Source organism: Caballeronia grimmiae, assembly GCF_022879615.1.
Taxonomy (GTDB): Bacteria; Pseudomonadota; Gammaproteobacteria; order Burkholderiales; family Burkholderiaceae; genus Caballeronia; species Caballeronia grimmiae.
This window is the reverse complement of the sequence record NZ_CP084272.1, coordinates 700,231-715,535: the sequence shown is the minus strand read 5'-3', so window position 1 is coordinate 715,535 and position 15,305 is coordinate 700,231. Positions and strand designations below refer to the sequence as shown.

Genomic DNA, 15,305 nt, shown 5'->3' with positions numbered 1-15,305 from the left:
GGCAAACAACCAGAACGAAGTTCCAACAGCGGTTGCGAGAGAAGTGAGGAGACAAAATGGCTTTCAAGGCAGGACTGTCAGTGAAACTGGCGGCGTTGTGCGTCGCTGCGAGCGCGGCGTTCGCGACTAGCGCGGCCCATGCGGCCGATCCCGTGGCGATCAACATCGTCGACGTCGCGGGCAATCTTCAACTGACGCAGAAGGGTTTCGAGGCGTTCAAGGCCAAGTACCCGAACCTGGTTTCCAGCATCACGTTCACGAACGCGCCCGCACCGCAATTGCCGGGCAAGATCAAGGCGATGCAGGGCGCTGGCCGCTCCGACATCGACCTCGTCGTGACCGGCACCGATGCGCTCGCCGCCGGCATCCAGCAAGGCCTGTGGGAGAAGCTGCTGCCCGAGCAAGCGGCCGTGTTCCCCGGTGTGCTCGACAAGTACGCGCCGGGTCCGCGCAAGATGCAGGACATCGCGCAGGGTTACGGGCTCGAAGTCACCTACATGCCCGCCGGTCCGTTGCTCGAATACAACCCGGCGAAGGTCAGCGATCCGCCGAAGACGCCTGAACAACTGCTCGCCTGGTGCAAGGCGCATCCGAACAAGCTGATCTACGCGCGCCCGGCCAACTCCGGTCCCGGCCGCACCTTCCTGATGGGCCTGCCTTACGTGCTCGGCGACAAGAACCCGACCGATCCGATCAACGGCTGGGACAAGACGTGGGCGTTCCTTAAAGAGCTGAACGAATGCATTCCTTACTATCCGGGCGGCACGTCGGCGGTGATGAAGGAACTTGGCGAAGGCACGCGCGACATGACGGTGACCGTAACCGGTTGGGACATCAACCCGCGTGCGCTCGGCATCGTGCCGGCGGAATTCAAGGTGCAGGCATTCGACAACATGACGTGGGTGAACGACGCTCACTACATGGTGATCCCGAAGGGCGTGCCGAAAGAAAAGCTCGACGTGCTCTACAAGCTGATGAACTTCATGCTGGAGCCCGCGCAGCAGGCGCTGACCTATGACGACGGCTACTTCTATCCCGGCCCCGCCGTGAAGGACGTGCCGCTGTCCGCCGCGCCCGCGAAGAGCCAGGAAGTGATCCAGAAGTTCGGCCGTCCGGAGTACGCGAAGCTGCTGGCTGACCGTCCGCACGTGGTGCCGCTGAACGCGCAGGCGATGGTCGCCGCGTTCCAGAAATGGGACCGCGAAATCGGCGCGCAGAAGACCAAGTAATCGGCTGTTCATTGCCATGAGACGGCGGCGCTCCTCGCGAGGGGCGTCGCCGCTTGCACAAAGAGCGCGGGAAATCGTCATGAAGCACACTTTTGAGCAGTTGCGCCTGGACTCGGTCTCGCGCAGCTTCACCAACGCGGAAGGGCATCAGCTCGCCGCGCTGAAGGGCCTCGATCTCAACATCCAGCGGGGCGAATTCATCGCGTTGCTGGGACCATCGGGTTGCGGCAAGTCCACTGCGCTGAACTGCATCGCCGGCTTGCAGCCGTTGACGGGCGGGGGCATCTGGCTGGATGACACGCGCATCGACATCCTGCCGCCCGAGAAACGCGGTTTCGGCATGGTGTTTCAGAACTACGCGCTGTTTCCGCATATGTCGGTGCTGGATAACGTCGGCTTCGGACTGAAGATGCGCGGCGTGCCGAAGGCCGAGGCGGTCAAGCGCGCGAAGGCCGCGCTGCAACTCGTGCAACTGATCGGCCACGACGCCAAGCTGCCCGGTCAGCTGTCGGGCGGCCAGCAGCAGCGCGTGGCGATCGCCCGCGCGATCGTCATCGAACCGCCGCTGGTGTTGATGGACGAGCCGCTGTCCAACCTCGATACGAAGCTGCGCATCGAAATGCGGGCTGAAATCCGGCGCATCCACGGCAAGCTCGAACGCGCGACCATCTACGTGACGCACGATCAGGACGAGGCGCTGTCGATGGCCGACCGCATCGTCGTGATGAGAGAGGGCGTGGTGCAGCAAGTGGCGTCGCCGAAGGAAGTCTATTCGCGGCCGAAGAACCTGCACGTCGCGCGCTTCATGGGCTTTCGCAATGTCGTGCCGTTCACGCTCGAAGGCTCACAGGGCGAGTCCGTCGCGGTGACTGCGAACGGCGTGCGCCTGCTCGGCACGCCGATGGAAGGCTTCGACAGCAAGCAGGTCAGCGTCGCGCTGCGTCCGGAAGACATGGAACGCGCGTCGCCCGGCGACCAGAACGCATTCGACGCGCACGTCGAAACCGTCGAATACGGCGGGCGCGATTCGCTCATCATCGTGAACACGGCGTTCGGCAAGCTGTGGGCGCGCATCGCGGGCGAATGCAGCGAAGGCGAGCGCATCGCGTTGCGCGTCGCGCCGTCGAAGGCGCTCGTGTATGGAGAAGAAAAATGATCGCGCTTCCCGCGCAGCCGCGCGATCCGAAGGGCTGGCTCGTGACGCCGGCGCTCGTCTTCATCGTCGCGCTGTTCATCTATCCGTTCGCGTATGGACTCATGCTGTCGTTCAACCCGATGAACGGCGGCGGCGTCCTGGCCAACTACGTCACGTTCTTCACCGATACGTCGATGTGGCCGACCATCATCGTCACGCTGAAGCTCGCCGTGCCCGCGACGATCATCAACGTGGGCGTCTCGGTGCCGGTGGCCTTCGCGCTCAGGCGCTCGTCGCCGTATCAGAAGTTCGCGACGACCCTGCTCGTGATTCCGGTCACGCTCGGCACCGTGCTGATCGCCGACGGCATGCTCACGTACTTCAGCCCCAACGGCTGGTTTCCGCAGGCGGTCCAGGCGCTGCATCTCTACGGCGACGAAGTGCGGCTCACGCATAACTACTGGGGCGTGCTGATCTCGCTGATCGTGTCGGGCTTTCCGTTCGCGTTCCTGCTGACGCTGTCGTACGTGACGGGCATCGACCCGACGCTCGCGCGCGCAGCGGCCACGCTCGGCGCGAGCCCGTGGCAACAGTTTCGCCAGATCTATCTGCCGCTCCTGCTGCCGGGCCTCACGATGACCGCCTGCCTTTCGTTCGTGCAGGCGTTCTCGGTGTTTCCATCGGCGGTGCTGCTCGGCGCGCCGGCCGGCCCGACGCGCGTCATTTCGATCGCCGCATCGGAAGCCGCGTTCGAGAGTTACGACTATTCGCTGGCATCGACGATTGCGATCGTCATGGGCTTCGTGCAACTGCTCGTCGTGGCCGGCATGCTCGGCGCACGGCGCTTCTTCTACACGGGTCCGGTGACGGGAGGCAAGGGATAATGGCTACCGACAATCGCGCGGCTTCCGCCTGGCAAGCCCCGGCTCCGACTCAACGATCCGGCAAGAACATGAAACAGCATGCGAGCCTGCGCGACAGGCTGTGGAAGTTCTTCGTCTGGACGACGATGGGCTTCTTTCTCGTCAACGTCCTGCTGCTGATCGCGACCGTCGCGGTCAACTCGGTCGCGACGCGGTGGTTCGGCACGCTCTTGCCGCAAGGCTTCACGCTGCACTGGTATGCGCAGGCGTGGAGCGACTTCCAGTTGTCGAGCGTGCTGCTCGTGACGCTGGAAGTGGTGGGCGCGGTGGTGCTGCTGTCCATCGTGCTCGGCGTGCCGGCCGCGTATGCGCTCGCTCGGGTGCAGTTTCCCGGCAAGCGCCTCGCCATGCTGATCTTTCTGCTGCCGCTGATGGTGCCGCCCGTGACTTACGGCATCCCGATGGCGACGGTCATGTACAAGTTCCATCTGGCCGGCACGCTGACTGGCGTGATCCTCGCGAATCTCGTGCCGGCGCTGCCGTTCGTGATTCTCGTGATGACGCCGTTCATCGAGCAGATCGATCCGAATCTCGAATCCGCTGCGCGCATTTTCGGCGCGAACACGGCCCGCTATTTCCGCTATGTGCTGTTGCCGCTGCTCGTCCCCGGCATGCTCGCGGCGGGATTGCTGGTGCTGGTGCGGACCATCGGCATGTTCGAGCTGACGTTCTTCACCGCCGGTCCGACGACCCAGACGCTCGTCGTCGCGCTGTACTACGCGGTCTTTTCGACGGGCGTGCGCGCGCCGCAATCCATCGACGCCATGGCGATGATCTATATGGCCATCACGCTGATCTGGGTTCTCATCGCGCTGCAGTTCGTGAGCCCGACGCAGCTCGTCTCGCGCGTGAAGGAGCAGCGATAGCGATGCGCCCGGTTCTCGACCTGAAGGCCGAGCCGCTTCTGCGGATCGCGAATGGCGCGCATAGCGTGTATGTCGCGCCAGCGGCGGGCGGGCGCATCACGCGTTTCACGACCGATGACGCGCACGGCACGCACGACTGGCTCGTGCCGATCACCGCGTCGGCATGGCCGTGCGATGCGTGGCCGAAAGGCGGTAGCTATCCGCTGGTGCCATTTTCGAATCGCGTGCGCGACGCGCGGTTTCCCGCGCCCGATGGCGCGCGTATCGAGCTGGCCACGTTTCCCGGCATGGCGCACGCGCTGCACGGCTTCGGCCAGTACGCCGCGTGGAGCGTCGAGCGTCATGATGCGGATTGCATCGCGATGCGCTATGTGCATCGCGAGGGCGAGCATGGCTGGCCCCGGGCCTTCGAAGCGATACAGACCATCGAAGCCACCGCCGATGGCGCGCGCCTGTCGATGCGCGTCATCAATCGCTCCGCGCAGCCGATGCCCGCGGGCTTCGGTTTTCATCCGTATTTCGCGGCGCAGGAAGTCGAACTGGACGCTACGACGCTCTGGCGTCACGAAGCGGAAATCGCGGTCGGTGTGTCGGACGAAGCGCCGCCGCAACATCACGCGAGAGAGGACGACGGTTACACGCGTTATCTCAGCGGTTGGAACGGCCGCGCGACGCTGCGTTACGCCGATGGCCGCACGCTCGCGCTCGTCGCCGATGGCCCGCTCGATCACGTCGTCGTGCATTGTCCGGCGGGCGCGGGGTATCTGTGTGTCGAGCCGGTTTCGCACGTGAGCGACGGTTTCAACCTCCATGCGCAGGGCATGGCGGGGACGGGTGTGGTCGCGGTGCCGCCAGGTAGTGAAGTATCGGCGTCGCTCGTGATGGCAACCGGCGCAGGCCCGCACGCGAACCGCGCCGCCGGCGCCGCCTGACGCGCGCTTCGACGCAGCGCCTTGCGTTGGTCGAGTGCATCGCGTTCACCGGGAAACGGGGGTGGAAAAGAACGCATCGACCATATCGACGATGCGCCACGTCGAACACGGCCGGCGGCAATGCGCGTCGAAGCCGGCGTCTTTCAGCGATTCGACGGAATCGGCGGGCCATACGTTGCTCATCGCGACGAGCAGACGCCCGGTGACATCCGCGTCCATGCGCAGCGTGCGGATGAAGACATAGCCCGATTCGCTGTCGAGGCTCGTATCGAGCGCGAGCGCCTGCGGGCGCCAGTTGTGCACGAGCGAGCGCACCGAGCCGAGGTCCTGCGAATGAATGACCTGCAGGCCTTTATCCCGCAGTTGCAGCGCGAGCGAATCGCAAATGGACTTGTCCCTGTGCGCGATCAGCACGCGGCGCGTCGAAGCGCCGGCGGCTGCGCGCTTGATGCGCCACAACGCGAATTCGCTTTCGTGATCGGCTGATCGGGGCGACATGGCATCCTCCTCTTCGTCATGCGCCCAGTGTCGGCGTTGCGCGCCGCGCGCCCAACCCGGCACGGGCGGGGAGTCGCAAAGATTTTAGGAGACCCGCGAATGTATCCCTGCGAAAGGAGGGATGGGAAGCCGTTCGAGCCGCGCGTAACATCGGAAGCGTTCTCGGGGACTCGCAATGGAAAACGGTTATTTCAAAACAGTATTGCTGGTGGAGGACGAAGGGCTCACCAGGAGCGCGATGAAAAGCCTGATCCTGGCGAACGAGCCTCTACTCGATATCGACGAGGCGGACGGCTTCGAGCAGGCGAAAGCCAAGCTCGCGACGAACTCGTACGACCTGATGTTCCTCGACTACAACCTGCGCGGCGAGGCCACGGGCATCGATCTGCTCAACTGGATCCGCGAGGAAGAGCGCGAGGTTCAGACCATCATGCTGTCCGCGCAGGACGACCGCGATACCGTGCTCGAATGCATCCGCCAGGGCGCGTGCGGCTTCATCTCGAAGGGCAGCGAGCAGGGCGCAAGCGTATTCCGCGAGGCGCTCAAGACCATTCTGAACGGACGCGTCTACTTGCCCAACACCGTGCTTGGCAAGGGCGGTCATAGTCCAAAACCCGTTTCGACGCATTCCGGCGTGACGGTCGAATCGCTCGACCTGCCGCCGCGTCTCACCGAAACGTTGCGCTATCTGCTGCAAGGGCTGTCGAACAAGGCCATCGCGCGCAAGATGAACATCAGCGAAAACACCGCCAAAGAATATTCAAGCGACCTGCTCGCGCGTTTTCACGTGACGCGGCGAACGTTTCTGATCGTCGAAATGGCGCGGCGCGGAATTGAAATGCCGATGGGCAACACGTCGTCCGCTTCGTAGTTTTCAGACGGCGTCTCCCCGATTCTCAAAAATCCGAGCATTACACGCCGGGATGGTAAGGTAACGCTAGGACTATTTCTAAGACGGGATGAGTGCAGGTGAATAGCAGGTCGATGGTCAACAGAATGAAAGGCGCCGGCAAGGCCTTCGCGTGTGTAGCGGCAATTTCAACAGTGTTCGCACTCGGCGCGTGTGCGCCGCTCCCCGAGCAGCAGGCCAGCGCCGACGCAGCCGCCGCCGCTTCCGCCGCTTTCGCCGCATCGGCGGCACGGGCCGCGAGCGCCGCCGCAGCGGCATCGAAAGCCGCCGCGCCCGCGCCGGGGCCGACGGAACAGCGCATCGTCGTCGGCGGGGCTGGCGGGTATCGCATGACGGTCAAGGTGACGCCGCCCGCGCAGGTCTGCGACAACGCGGCTTTCGCCGATGGCGTCCGCTACGGCTACGCGCTGACCTGGAACCGGCTCGTCGGCGAGGAAATGCGCAACAGCGGCGGCAAGCCGCCCAGGCACAAGCTCGTCAAGTTCGACGCCTCCGCCGTCCACTCTCAGGACGACGACTACAAAATCCAGTGGAACGGCAAGGAGCGCACGAACGCGTGTGCTTCCGACGGCTATCTGATCGGGCGCATCGTCGGCACGCATCTGGCGGGCGAAGACCTGCGCAACGGCAAGTCCTCGTAAGCGCGACGCTTCAGTCGCACACGTGCGCGGCCGTCACGTAGCGGCTCGCCGCGATTTCGCCGTAAATCGTATAGCCGGTTCCTCTCGCGGCGGGTTGCGCGACGACGAGCACCATCGACGCGCCGCCCGCACCTTTCACCGACACGGCCTGGCTATCCGTGCCGAGCGCGTATTCGCGCACCGGGCCGCCGAGCGGCGTCCATCTGTCCTTCACGCAGCGCACAAAATCGAAGGTCGCCAGGGTCGACGTGCCCGAGCCGATTGGCACGGTCTTGAGCAGGGCGTCGTCCGTGGTCGCGCATCCGGCGAGACCAACCGTGATACAAGCCATCAACGCATTTGCGACAGTTTTTCTCATTTATCCGATCCCTCAGTGAGCGGTATCCGCTTAGTCTTTGCGCCGATGTTCGCGACGCGGCTTTTTTCGATGAGCAGCCATCGCTCCCGGCAGCGACGGTTTCGTCGATAGCAGTCAAGTCGGGTCAACCGTAGCCGTTATACAGACGTTTCTCAGTTCACAACGTTTCACATGGCGCGAGCGCAACGGTCGAAAGCCGAAGCCTCGCCCACTGTGCATCACACGCGGCCCCACTACAACGATTCGCGCGGCAACTGGCGGTTTCATCGTCGAGCTGCGGCGCGAGCAAGTTCACATAACGCATGTCTCGCAGAAAGTTGTTCGCCCGGCTTCGCGCCCACTCCACGCCCGGAGATTCCAAAGGCGCCTTTCCTGATTTGCAGCGCTTCGCGGCGCCCGCGCTGACGGTCGTCGTGTGCGCGCTGCTGCTCGTCCTGTTCCAGCATCTGTCGCATTCGGTCGATTACAAGTCCGTGGTCCGCTCCCTGCGCCTGCTCACGCCGCAAGCGTGGGGCGGGGCGCTGTTCGCGACGGCACTCAGTTTCGCCGCGCTCGTCGGGCGCGACGCGATCGGCTTGCGTCACATCGGCGTGACCGTGCCGCGCTCGCTGCTGTGGGTCGGCGCGACGGTCGGTTCCGCGCTCGGCAACGTCACCGGCTTCGGCGCGCTGACGGGCGGTGCGGTGCGCTGCCGCGTGTACGGCGCGGCGGACGTCACTGCGGCTCAAGTGGGCCGCCTGTCGATTTTCACGGGCGTGACGCTCGCCCTGTCGCTGGCGTTCATGACGGCGGTCGGCATGGTCGCTTCGGCGGGCACGCTCGCCGGCATGATGCATCTTTCTCCGGCGATACTGCGCGCGATCGGCGCGGCGCTCCTCGCCGTATTTGCCGCGATGCTCGTCTTCTGCGGACGCGAGCAGCGCACGCTGCGTTCGCGCTGGAGGTGGCTCGCGTTCAACGTGCCGACGCGCCGCGATTTCATCGCACAGACGGCGCTCGCCATCGTCGATGTGTTCGGCGCGGGCCTCGCGCTCTGGGCGATGCTGCCCGGCGCGCACGTCGGTCTCGCCGAGTTCATGACGGTGTTCTCGGCGGCGATGCTGCTCGGCATGATCGGCCACACGCCGGGCGGCGTCGGCGTATTCGAGGCGGCGATGGTTTTCACGCTGGGCCGCGAGGTCGCGACGCCCGACGTGCTCGCCGCGCTGCTCGCGTATCGCGCGATCTACTTCGGCCTGCCGCTGATTCTCTCCGCCGGCGTGATGGCCGCGTTCGAGGGCCGCGCGCTCAAGGGCCGCTTCGCGTTTCTGCGCCCGCATCGCGTGTCGCAGCTTGCGCCGCTGTTTCTGGCGATCGTCACGTTCGCAGCCGGCTCGATGCTCGTCATCTCCGGCGCGACGCCCGCCTTCAAGATGCGTATCGCGTTGCTCCAGACCGTGGTGCCGCTGTGGGTGCTGGAAAGCTCGCAATTGCTCGGCAGCGTGCTTGGCGTGCTGCTGTTGTTCGTCGCGCGTGGCCTGATGCGCCGGCTGGACGCCGCGTGGTGGCTCGCGTTGATCCTCGCGGTGGCGAACTTCGCGCTGTCGCTCGCGAAAGGCCTGGCATTCATCGAAGCGGGCGTGCTCGCGTTCCTGATCGTGCTGCTCGTCGCGACGCGCGAGCGGTTCAATCGCCGGGCCTCGCTTTTTGCCGAGCGCTTCACGCTGACGTGGCTGTTCTCCGTCGGCATGGTGATGGCGGTGGCCGTGTGGATCATGTTCTTCGCGTTCCGCGACGTCCCCTACGACACCGACCTCTGGTGGCAATTCGCCTTCGACGAGCGCGCCCCGCGTGCGTTGCGCGCGACGCTGGCCGCCGGCGTGTTCGCCTCGGCGTTCGCGGTGTGGCAACTGCTGCGTCCGGCGGCGGGCCGCTTCGTGAAGCCCGCGCCGCAGGATCTCGCCAACGCCGCGCGCATTTTCCGCGCGCAGGAGCGCAGCGACGCCGGCCTCGCGATGATGGGCGACAAAAGTTTCCTCTTCTCCGAATCGCGCGAAGCCTTCCTGATGTACGCGAAACATGGCCGCACGTGGGCCGCGCTGCACGATCCGGTCGGTCCGCGCAGCGAGTGGGCGGGGCTGATCCGCGAGTTCGTCGCGCTGGCGCACAAGCACAACGGCCGCGCCGCGTTCTATCAGGTGCGCGCCGATGCCCTGCCGCTGTATCTCGACGCCGGTCTCACGCTGATGAAGCTCGGCGAGGAAGCGCACGTCGCGCTGGCGGATTTCGACCTGAAGGGCTCGCACCGCGCCCATCTGCGCTACGCGCTCAAGCGCGGCGAACGCGATGGTTTCGACACTGAACTGATCGGCCCGGACCGCATCGCCGAATGCATGCCGATGCTGCGCGAGATTTCCGACGACTGGCTCGACAGCCGCTCCGCGCGTGAGAAGAGCTTCTCGGTCGCCGCGTTCAATGAAGACTATCTGGCGGCGCAATCGGTGCTGCTCGTGCGTCAGGCGGGCGCGCCGGTCGCGTTCGTCACCTTCATGACGACGGACCTCAACACCGAAGCGACCGTCGGCGTGATGCGCCATGTCGCGAATGCGTCGTCGTATGCGATGGAGTATCTCTTCACGAAGCTCGCGCTGCATCTGAAGGAAGCGGGATTCCGCTCGCTGTCGCTCGGCATCGCGCCGCTTTCGGGGATGGAGCCGACGCCGCTTGCCTCGCACTGGCACCGGCTGGCCGGACTAGTGTGGCGCTTCGGCGGGCGCTTCTACAACTTCCGCGGATTGCGCGGCTTCAAGAGCAAGTTCCAGCCGCACTGGGAGCCGCGCTATCTGGCGGCGTCCGGTTCGGTCGGCGTATTTTTCACTTTGGCGGACCTTTCGCTGCTGGCGGGAGGCTGGCGTTCATGATTCACTTTGGCAAGAAACTGGCGGCGCTCGCCGTATTGGGCGTATCGATCCTCGGCGCGGCCCACGCCTCCACCATTTCCGGCGGCCGCTACGGGCAGGTGACGCTGACCAGGCCCACAGGTGAAATGACGGGATTCGTCGTCCTGTTCTCCGATAAAGCCGGCTGGAGCCCCGCCGATGCCCAGGCCGCCGATGCGCTCGCGGCTAAAGGCGCGATGGTCGTCGGCGTCGATACGCCGCGTTATGCCGCACGCCTCGCGACGGAAAAGAAGGAGACATGCCACAACCTCGTCGGCGATGCGGAAGACATGAGCCATCAGCTCGAACGCACCGTGCAGACGAGCCGCTATTTCTCGCCCATTTTCGCGGGCTCCGCGCAGGGCGCGATGGTGAGCGAGCAGGCTTTGACGCAGGCTCCTGACAACACGGTGGCGGGCGCGGTGTCGCTGGCGGCGGATGCGCAGCTGGACGCGCGCTTCAAGCCGTGTCCGCCCGACCCGACGATCATCCACATGAAGGGCTTGCCCGGTTTCCTGGAGCGCGCCGCGTTGCAGCCGGGCCGCACCCGGGCCGATGCGATCGTCGCGATGACGGCGCCGCATCTGAAAAAGGCGGAAGCGCCCGTCGATAACGATGTCTCGGATCTGCCGCTCATCGAACTGCGGGCCGCCAAGCCGACCGATCTGCTCGCCATCGTCATTTCCGGCGACGGCGGCTGGCGCGATCTCGACAAGACGATGGCGCTCGCGCTGCAACGCGATGGCGTATCGGTGATCGGCATCGATTCGCTGCGCTATTTCTGGAGCGAGAAGTCGCCGGAGCGCACGGCAACGGACATCGCGCGAGTGATTCGCACCTACAACGCGCGCTGGCATACGAACCACGTTGCGCTCGTCGGCTACTCGTTCGGCGCGGACGTGATGCCGTTCGCGTACAACCGCTTGCCGGATGGGGTACGCGCGCAAGTGTCCTATGTCTCGCTGATGGGCTTCGCGCCCGAGGCGGATTTTCAGATTCGCGTGACGGGCTGGCTCGGCATGAAAGCGAGCGAGAAGGCGCTGAAGGTCAAGCCCGAACTGACGAAGCTGCCGCCCGCGATGGTCCAGTGCATCTACGGCGAAAAGGAAGACGACACGCTGTGCCCGACGCTCACCAAGACGGGCATCGAAGTCGTGAAGCTGCCGGGCGATCACCACTTCGGCGGCGATTACGATGCGCTCGCTCGGCGCATTCTGACCGGCTGGCGCAAGCAGATCGCGGCGCGGGCGGGAGCCTGAGCCCGCCCGATCTCGATCCGAGCTTTGCTTCGTGCCGACAGCGCCGCTCGATGGCCTTATCGAGCGGCTTGCACTCCGTTCAAACGCTCACTTGAGCGCGCCGAGGTAGTCGCGCTTGCCGATCGGCGCGCCGAGATGGCGCAGGATGTCGTGCGTCGTGACGACGTGAAAATAGAAATTCGGCAGCCCGAAGCCGAGCAAATAATCGACGCCTGAAAACGACGGCGAAAAGTCCGGAAACTTGAGCGTGACCGTGCGCGTTTCGCTATCGGCGAGCGCGGCCTGGTCGATGCTCTTCAGATACGCAATCGTCTTCGCGATGCGCTCCTGCAGCTTCGCAAAGCTGTCCTCGTCGTCCTCGAAGCGCGGCGCTTCGACGCCCGACAGGCGTTGCGCGGAGAGCTTCGCCGTATCGCTGGCGCGCTGAATTTGCGCGGCGAGCGGCAACATGTCGGGCGCGAGGCGTGCGCCGATCACATCGGCGTGGGCGAGGCCCTCTTCATCGGCGAAGGCTGCGCCTTTCTCCAGCAGGGACGAGCACACTTCCAGCCCGCGAATAAAAACCGGAATCGACGCGCGATACATCGAGAGGGACATGGTCTTGCGCTCCTTGGTTGTGCGGACCTTCGCGGTCCTCTTGTCGAAAGGACGACAAGCATAGCGCCGTGCGCTATCGGGCGCTCGAATGACCGCCCGCTATCCTTGCAAGCCTGGCGCATGCCGCGCTTCCCACGCACGCAATTGCTGATCGTAGCGGTCGAGCGCGTCCTGATAAAGATCGAAGACGCACGGATGGCAGCCGCTGTGGCAGCACTCGTCCGGCGATGGGCGTTCGGGCGGCGTCGGGCGCGGGTCGCCGGGTGTTTTCTCGGATGAGGTCATCGAAACTCTTCATTCTCGTGCGCGGACTCGGTCTCCCATTGTGCAACCCGCCGATGCTTTGCCGCTGGGGCTGCAAGCGACGCCGCGACGCCCCATGAGCCGGAGCTAACTTTTGGCGGTGCGCGCGCGCTGCACGGTGCGATACTGGCCGACATTCCGCCCTGGCTTCCGCCCAATCGAGTGATCGGAGGACCGTGACCGATGAATCAGACCGTCATCCGCGCGATGCTCGGCGCGCTCGCCATCGCGATGCTCGCCGGCTGCGCCGCGTCGCAAGAGGCGTCGCAGCGTGCCGACACGGCGCCGTATCGCGCAGAGATTCGCCGCACGCAGTCGGGCATCCCGCATATCCGCGCCGCCGACTGGGGCAGCCTCGGCTACGGTTACGGCTATGCACAGGCGCAGGACAATCTGTGTTCGCTCGCCGATGGTTTCGTGACCTGGCGCGGCGAGCGATCCGAGCATTTCGGTGCGGATGCGCGCCCGCCGAATCCGTCGATCTTTGGCGAGCCGCGCAATCTGGACTCTGACTTCTTCTTCCGCCTCGTCGATGACCAGGCCGCCGTCGACCGCTATCGCGCCGCGCAATCGCCGGATTTACGCAGTCTTATCGACGGCTTCGCTGCTGGCTACGACCGTTATCTCGCCGATCTCGACGCCGGCAACTTTCCCGGCGCTCATGCGGCCTGCCGTGGCGAGCCGTGGGTTGGCCAGATCAAGCCGGACGATATCTACCGGCGGCTGATCGCGGCGAATCTGGCGGGCGGATCGGCAAGATTCGTCGGGGCGATCGCGGCGGCGCATCCACCGAAGGCCGGAGCCGTGTCGGGCGATCCGGATGCCGTGCGTGGCGCACCGGGTGTCGGCAGCGCGCTCGATGCGAACGTCGTTCAGCCGCCCGAGCCAGCTCCGTCTGCGCCCCGCGTCGCTGGCGACGCGCTCGCGTCGAACGTGGCCGCAAGCAATCTCCGCTATCCCGTAGGCGAATTGCCCGGCATCGGCAGCAATGCACTCGCCTTCGGCGCGCCGATCACGCGCGACAAGCGCAGCATCCTGTTCGGCAATCCGCACTGGTTCTGGCGCGGTCCGGATCGTTTCTATCAGGCGCAACTGACCCTTCCCGGCCGGCTCGACGCAGCGGGCGTGTCGTTTCTGGGCGTGCCGCTGATCGTGCTCGGCTTCAACGAAAACATCGCGTGGACGCATACGGTGTCGACCGCGCGCCGCTTCGGCCTCTTCGAACTGACGCTCGATCCCGCCGATCCCACGCGCTACCGCTTCGATGGCGCGACCGAACCGATGACGCCCGTCCCGCTCTCCGTGCGCGTGCGCCGCACCGACGGCTCGATCGAGTCCGTGGCGCGCACGCTGTATCGGACGCGCTTCGGTCCGGTCGTCGATCTGTCCACGCTCAACGCCGCGCTCGGCTGGAACGCGCAGCGCGCCTACGCACTCGCCGACCCGAACGCGGACAACGTGCGCAGTTTCGAGAACTTTTTCGCGTGGAATCAGGCGCGCTCGCTCGAAGATTTCATCGGCATTCAGAAGCGCTATGCGGCGATTCCGTGGGCCAACACGTTCGCGATCGGCCGTGGCGATCCGCGCGCCTGGTTCGCGGACATCGGCGTGATGCCCGGCGTATCCGACGCGCTCGCCGATGCCTGCACGCCGCCCGCCGGCCGTGCGCTCGCGAGCCGCATGCCGGGCGTGCCGTTCCTCGACGGCTCGAAAAGCGCGTGCGCGTGGACGCAGCGGGGAACGCTGCCCGTCGATCAGATGCCGAGCGCGGCGCGTGGCGATTACGTCGGCAACTTCAACGACAGTTACTGGCTCACGAACGCGAACGCGCCGCTGTCGGGCTATCCGCGCATTGCGGGGGCGACGCGCTACGAGCAGTCGCTGCGCACGCGCTACGGGCATCTGCTTGCCGCGCGGCTGCAGCGGGAAAGCGCCGGGGTCACGCGCGAGGCGGTGGAATCGGCGGTGCTGGAGGCGAAATCGATGTCGGAGGCGCTTCATCGGCAGCCGCTGCTCGACGCCGTCTGCACGCCCGGGGCTGCAGCGAGCGCGCTCAACGACGCCTGCGACGTGCTGCGCAACTGGAACGGCACAGCGGATATCGACGCACGCGGCGCGAATCTCTGGGACGAGCTGTGGCAGCGTCTGATGCGCATCCCGCCAGAGCGTCTTTTCGGGACGCGCTTCGATCCGTCGCGTCCGCTCACGACGCCGAGCGGCATGAACACCAGCAATCCCGCCGTCGTGCAGGAGATCCGGCAGGCGCTGGGCGGAGCCGCGCTGTCGCTGCGGTTGAACGGCTTCGCACTCGATTCGCGGCGTGGCGATTTGCTGTACACGACGCGCGACGGCGCACGCATCCCGCTGTTCGGCGGCTGCGACGAGGCGGGCTATTTCACGGTCGTGTGCGCCGGGCGGCCGCTGGACGCGAAGGGGTATCCAATGGACGCGAACGGCGAGGGCGACAGCTACCTGCAAGTCGTGACCTTCACCGGAACCGGGCCGCAAGGCGTCGAAGCGGACACGCTGCTCGCGCCCGCCGAATCGGACGATCCTGCCTCGCCGCATTTCGGCGACGCCACGCGCCTTTTTTCGGCGAAACAGTGGCGGCGGTTTCCGTTCACGGATGAGGCGATCAACGCGGAGTCGTCCGCCGCGCCGTTCGTCGTCACGGGTCCGCGCTAGAAACGGCCCATTGTTCATACGGCAGGACATCACGCGGATCGTAAAGATTCC

Annotated in this window: 14 protein-coding genes; 10 read left to right on the top strand and 4 right to left on the bottom strand. The window is 65.5% G+C overall.

Features of this window, described 5'->3' with window-relative positions:
* The first annotated feature begins 56 nt into the window (after positions 1-56).
* The 5 genes from LDZ21_RS16910 to LDZ21_RS16890 all read left to right on the top strand — a co-directional run bounded on the left by LDZ21_RS16910 (position 57) and on the right by LDZ21_RS16890 (position 5,085).
* On the top strand, positions 57-1,229 hold the full coding sequence (locus LDZ21_RS16910; RefSeq protein WP_244794947.1) for an ABC transporter substrate-binding protein: 1,173 nt from the start codon (positions 57-59) through the stop codon (positions 1,227-1,229).
* A gap of 79 nt (positions 1,230-1,308) precedes the next feature.
* The gene (locus tag LDZ21_RS16905) at positions 1,309-2,385 is read left to right on the top strand and encodes an ABC transporter ATP-binding protein (protein ID WP_244794946.1); all 1,077 of its coding nucleotides are present in this window, start codon (positions 1,309-1,311) and stop codon (positions 2,383-2,385) included.
* Positions 2,382-3,248 carry an ABC transporter permease gene (locus LDZ21_RS16900; RefSeq protein ID WP_035963832.1) on the top strand — a complete coding sequence of 289 codons (867 nt, stop codon included), beginning with the start codon at positions 2,382-2,384 and terminating at the stop codon, positions 3,246-3,248. Before LDZ21_RS16905 ends, LDZ21_RS16900 begins: the two co-directional genes overlap by 4 nt.
* Positions 3,248-4,153 carry an ABC transporter permease gene (locus LDZ21_RS16895; RefSeq protein WP_035963830.1) on the top strand — a complete coding sequence of 302 codons (906 nt, stop codon included), beginning with the start codon at positions 3,248-3,250 and terminating at the stop codon, positions 4,151-4,153. Before LDZ21_RS16900 ends, LDZ21_RS16895 begins: the two co-directional genes overlap by 1 nt.
* 2 nt (positions 4,154-4,155) lie before the next feature.
* Positions 4,156-5,085: an aldose epimerase family protein gene (locus LDZ21_RS16890; RefSeq protein ID WP_244794945.1), complete on the top strand. Its 930-nt coding sequence runs from the start codon at positions 4,156-4,158 to the stop codon at positions 5,083-5,085.
* Positions 5,086-5,130: 45 nt separating this feature from the next.
* Here the strand turns inward: LDZ21_RS16890 and LDZ21_RS16885 are convergent, their stop codons facing one another.
* On the bottom strand, positions 5,131-5,583 hold the full coding sequence (locus tag LDZ21_RS16885; protein WP_244794944.1) for a response regulator: 453 nt from the start codon (positions 5,581-5,583) through the stop codon (positions 5,131-5,133).
* A gap of 238 nt (positions 5,584-5,821) precedes the next feature.
* On the opposite strand from LDZ21_RS16885, the gene LDZ21_RS16880 reads away from it, so the two are divergent.
* A complete protein-coding gene (locus LDZ21_RS16880) occupies positions 5,822-6,454 on the top strand; it encodes a response regulator (RefSeq protein ID WP_244794943.1) in 633 nt (210 codons plus the stop codon).
* A gap of 173 nt (positions 6,455-6,627) precedes the next feature.
* A complete protein-coding gene (locus LDZ21_RS16875; RefSeq protein ID WP_244794942.1) occupies positions 6,628-7,134 on the top strand; it encodes a hypothetical protein in 507 nt (168 codons plus the stop codon).
* 10 nt (positions 7,135-7,144) lie between these two features.
* Here LDZ21_RS16875 and LDZ21_RS16870 read toward each other — a convergent pair whose 3' ends face one another.
* On the bottom strand, positions 7,145-7,492 hold the full coding sequence (locus LDZ21_RS16870; RefSeq protein WP_244794941.1) for a hypothetical protein: 348 nt from the start codon (positions 7,490-7,492) through the stop codon (positions 7,145-7,147).
* A 302-nt stretch (positions 7,493-7,794) separates the two neighbouring features.
* Here LDZ21_RS16870 and mprF point away from each other — a divergent pair, with 302 nt between their 5' ends.
* On the top strand, positions 7,795-10,392 hold the full coding sequence (gene mprF, locus LDZ21_RS16865) for a bifunctional lysylphosphatidylglycerol flippase/synthetase MprF (RefSeq protein ID WP_244794940.1): 2,598 nt from the start codon (positions 7,795-7,797) through the stop codon (positions 10,390-10,392).
* The gene (locus LDZ21_RS16860) at positions 10,389-11,669 is read left to right on the top strand and encodes a virulence factor family protein (RefSeq protein ID WP_244794939.1); all 1,281 of its coding nucleotides are present in this window, start codon (positions 10,389-10,391) and stop codon (positions 11,667-11,669) included. The genes mprF and LDZ21_RS16860 overlap by 4 nt, the downstream gene beginning before the upstream one ends.
* 87 nt (positions 11,670-11,756) lie before the next feature.
* On the opposite strand, the gene LDZ21_RS16855 is transcribed toward LDZ21_RS16860, so the two are convergent.
* Positions 11,757-12,266 carry a DUF1993 domain-containing protein gene (locus LDZ21_RS16855; RefSeq protein ID WP_244794938.1) on the bottom strand — a complete coding sequence of 170 codons (510 nt, stop codon included), beginning with the start codon at positions 12,264-12,266 and terminating at the stop codon, positions 11,757-11,759.
* Positions 12,267-12,365: 99 nt separating this feature from the next.
* Positions 12,366-12,551, bottom strand: coding sequence for an oxidoreductase-like domain-containing protein (locus tag LDZ21_RS16850; RefSeq protein ID WP_244794937.1), 186 nt, complete (start codon positions 12,549-12,551; stop codon positions 12,366-12,368).
* 201 nt (positions 12,552-12,752) lie between these two features.
* Between LDZ21_RS16850 and LDZ21_RS16845 the strand changes: the two genes are divergently transcribed.
* Entirely contained in the window at positions 12,753-15,254 is a 2,502-nt protein-coding gene (locus LDZ21_RS16845; protein ID WP_244794936.1) for a penicillin acylase family protein, read from the top strand.
* Positions 15,255-15,305: the final 51 nt, after the last annotated feature.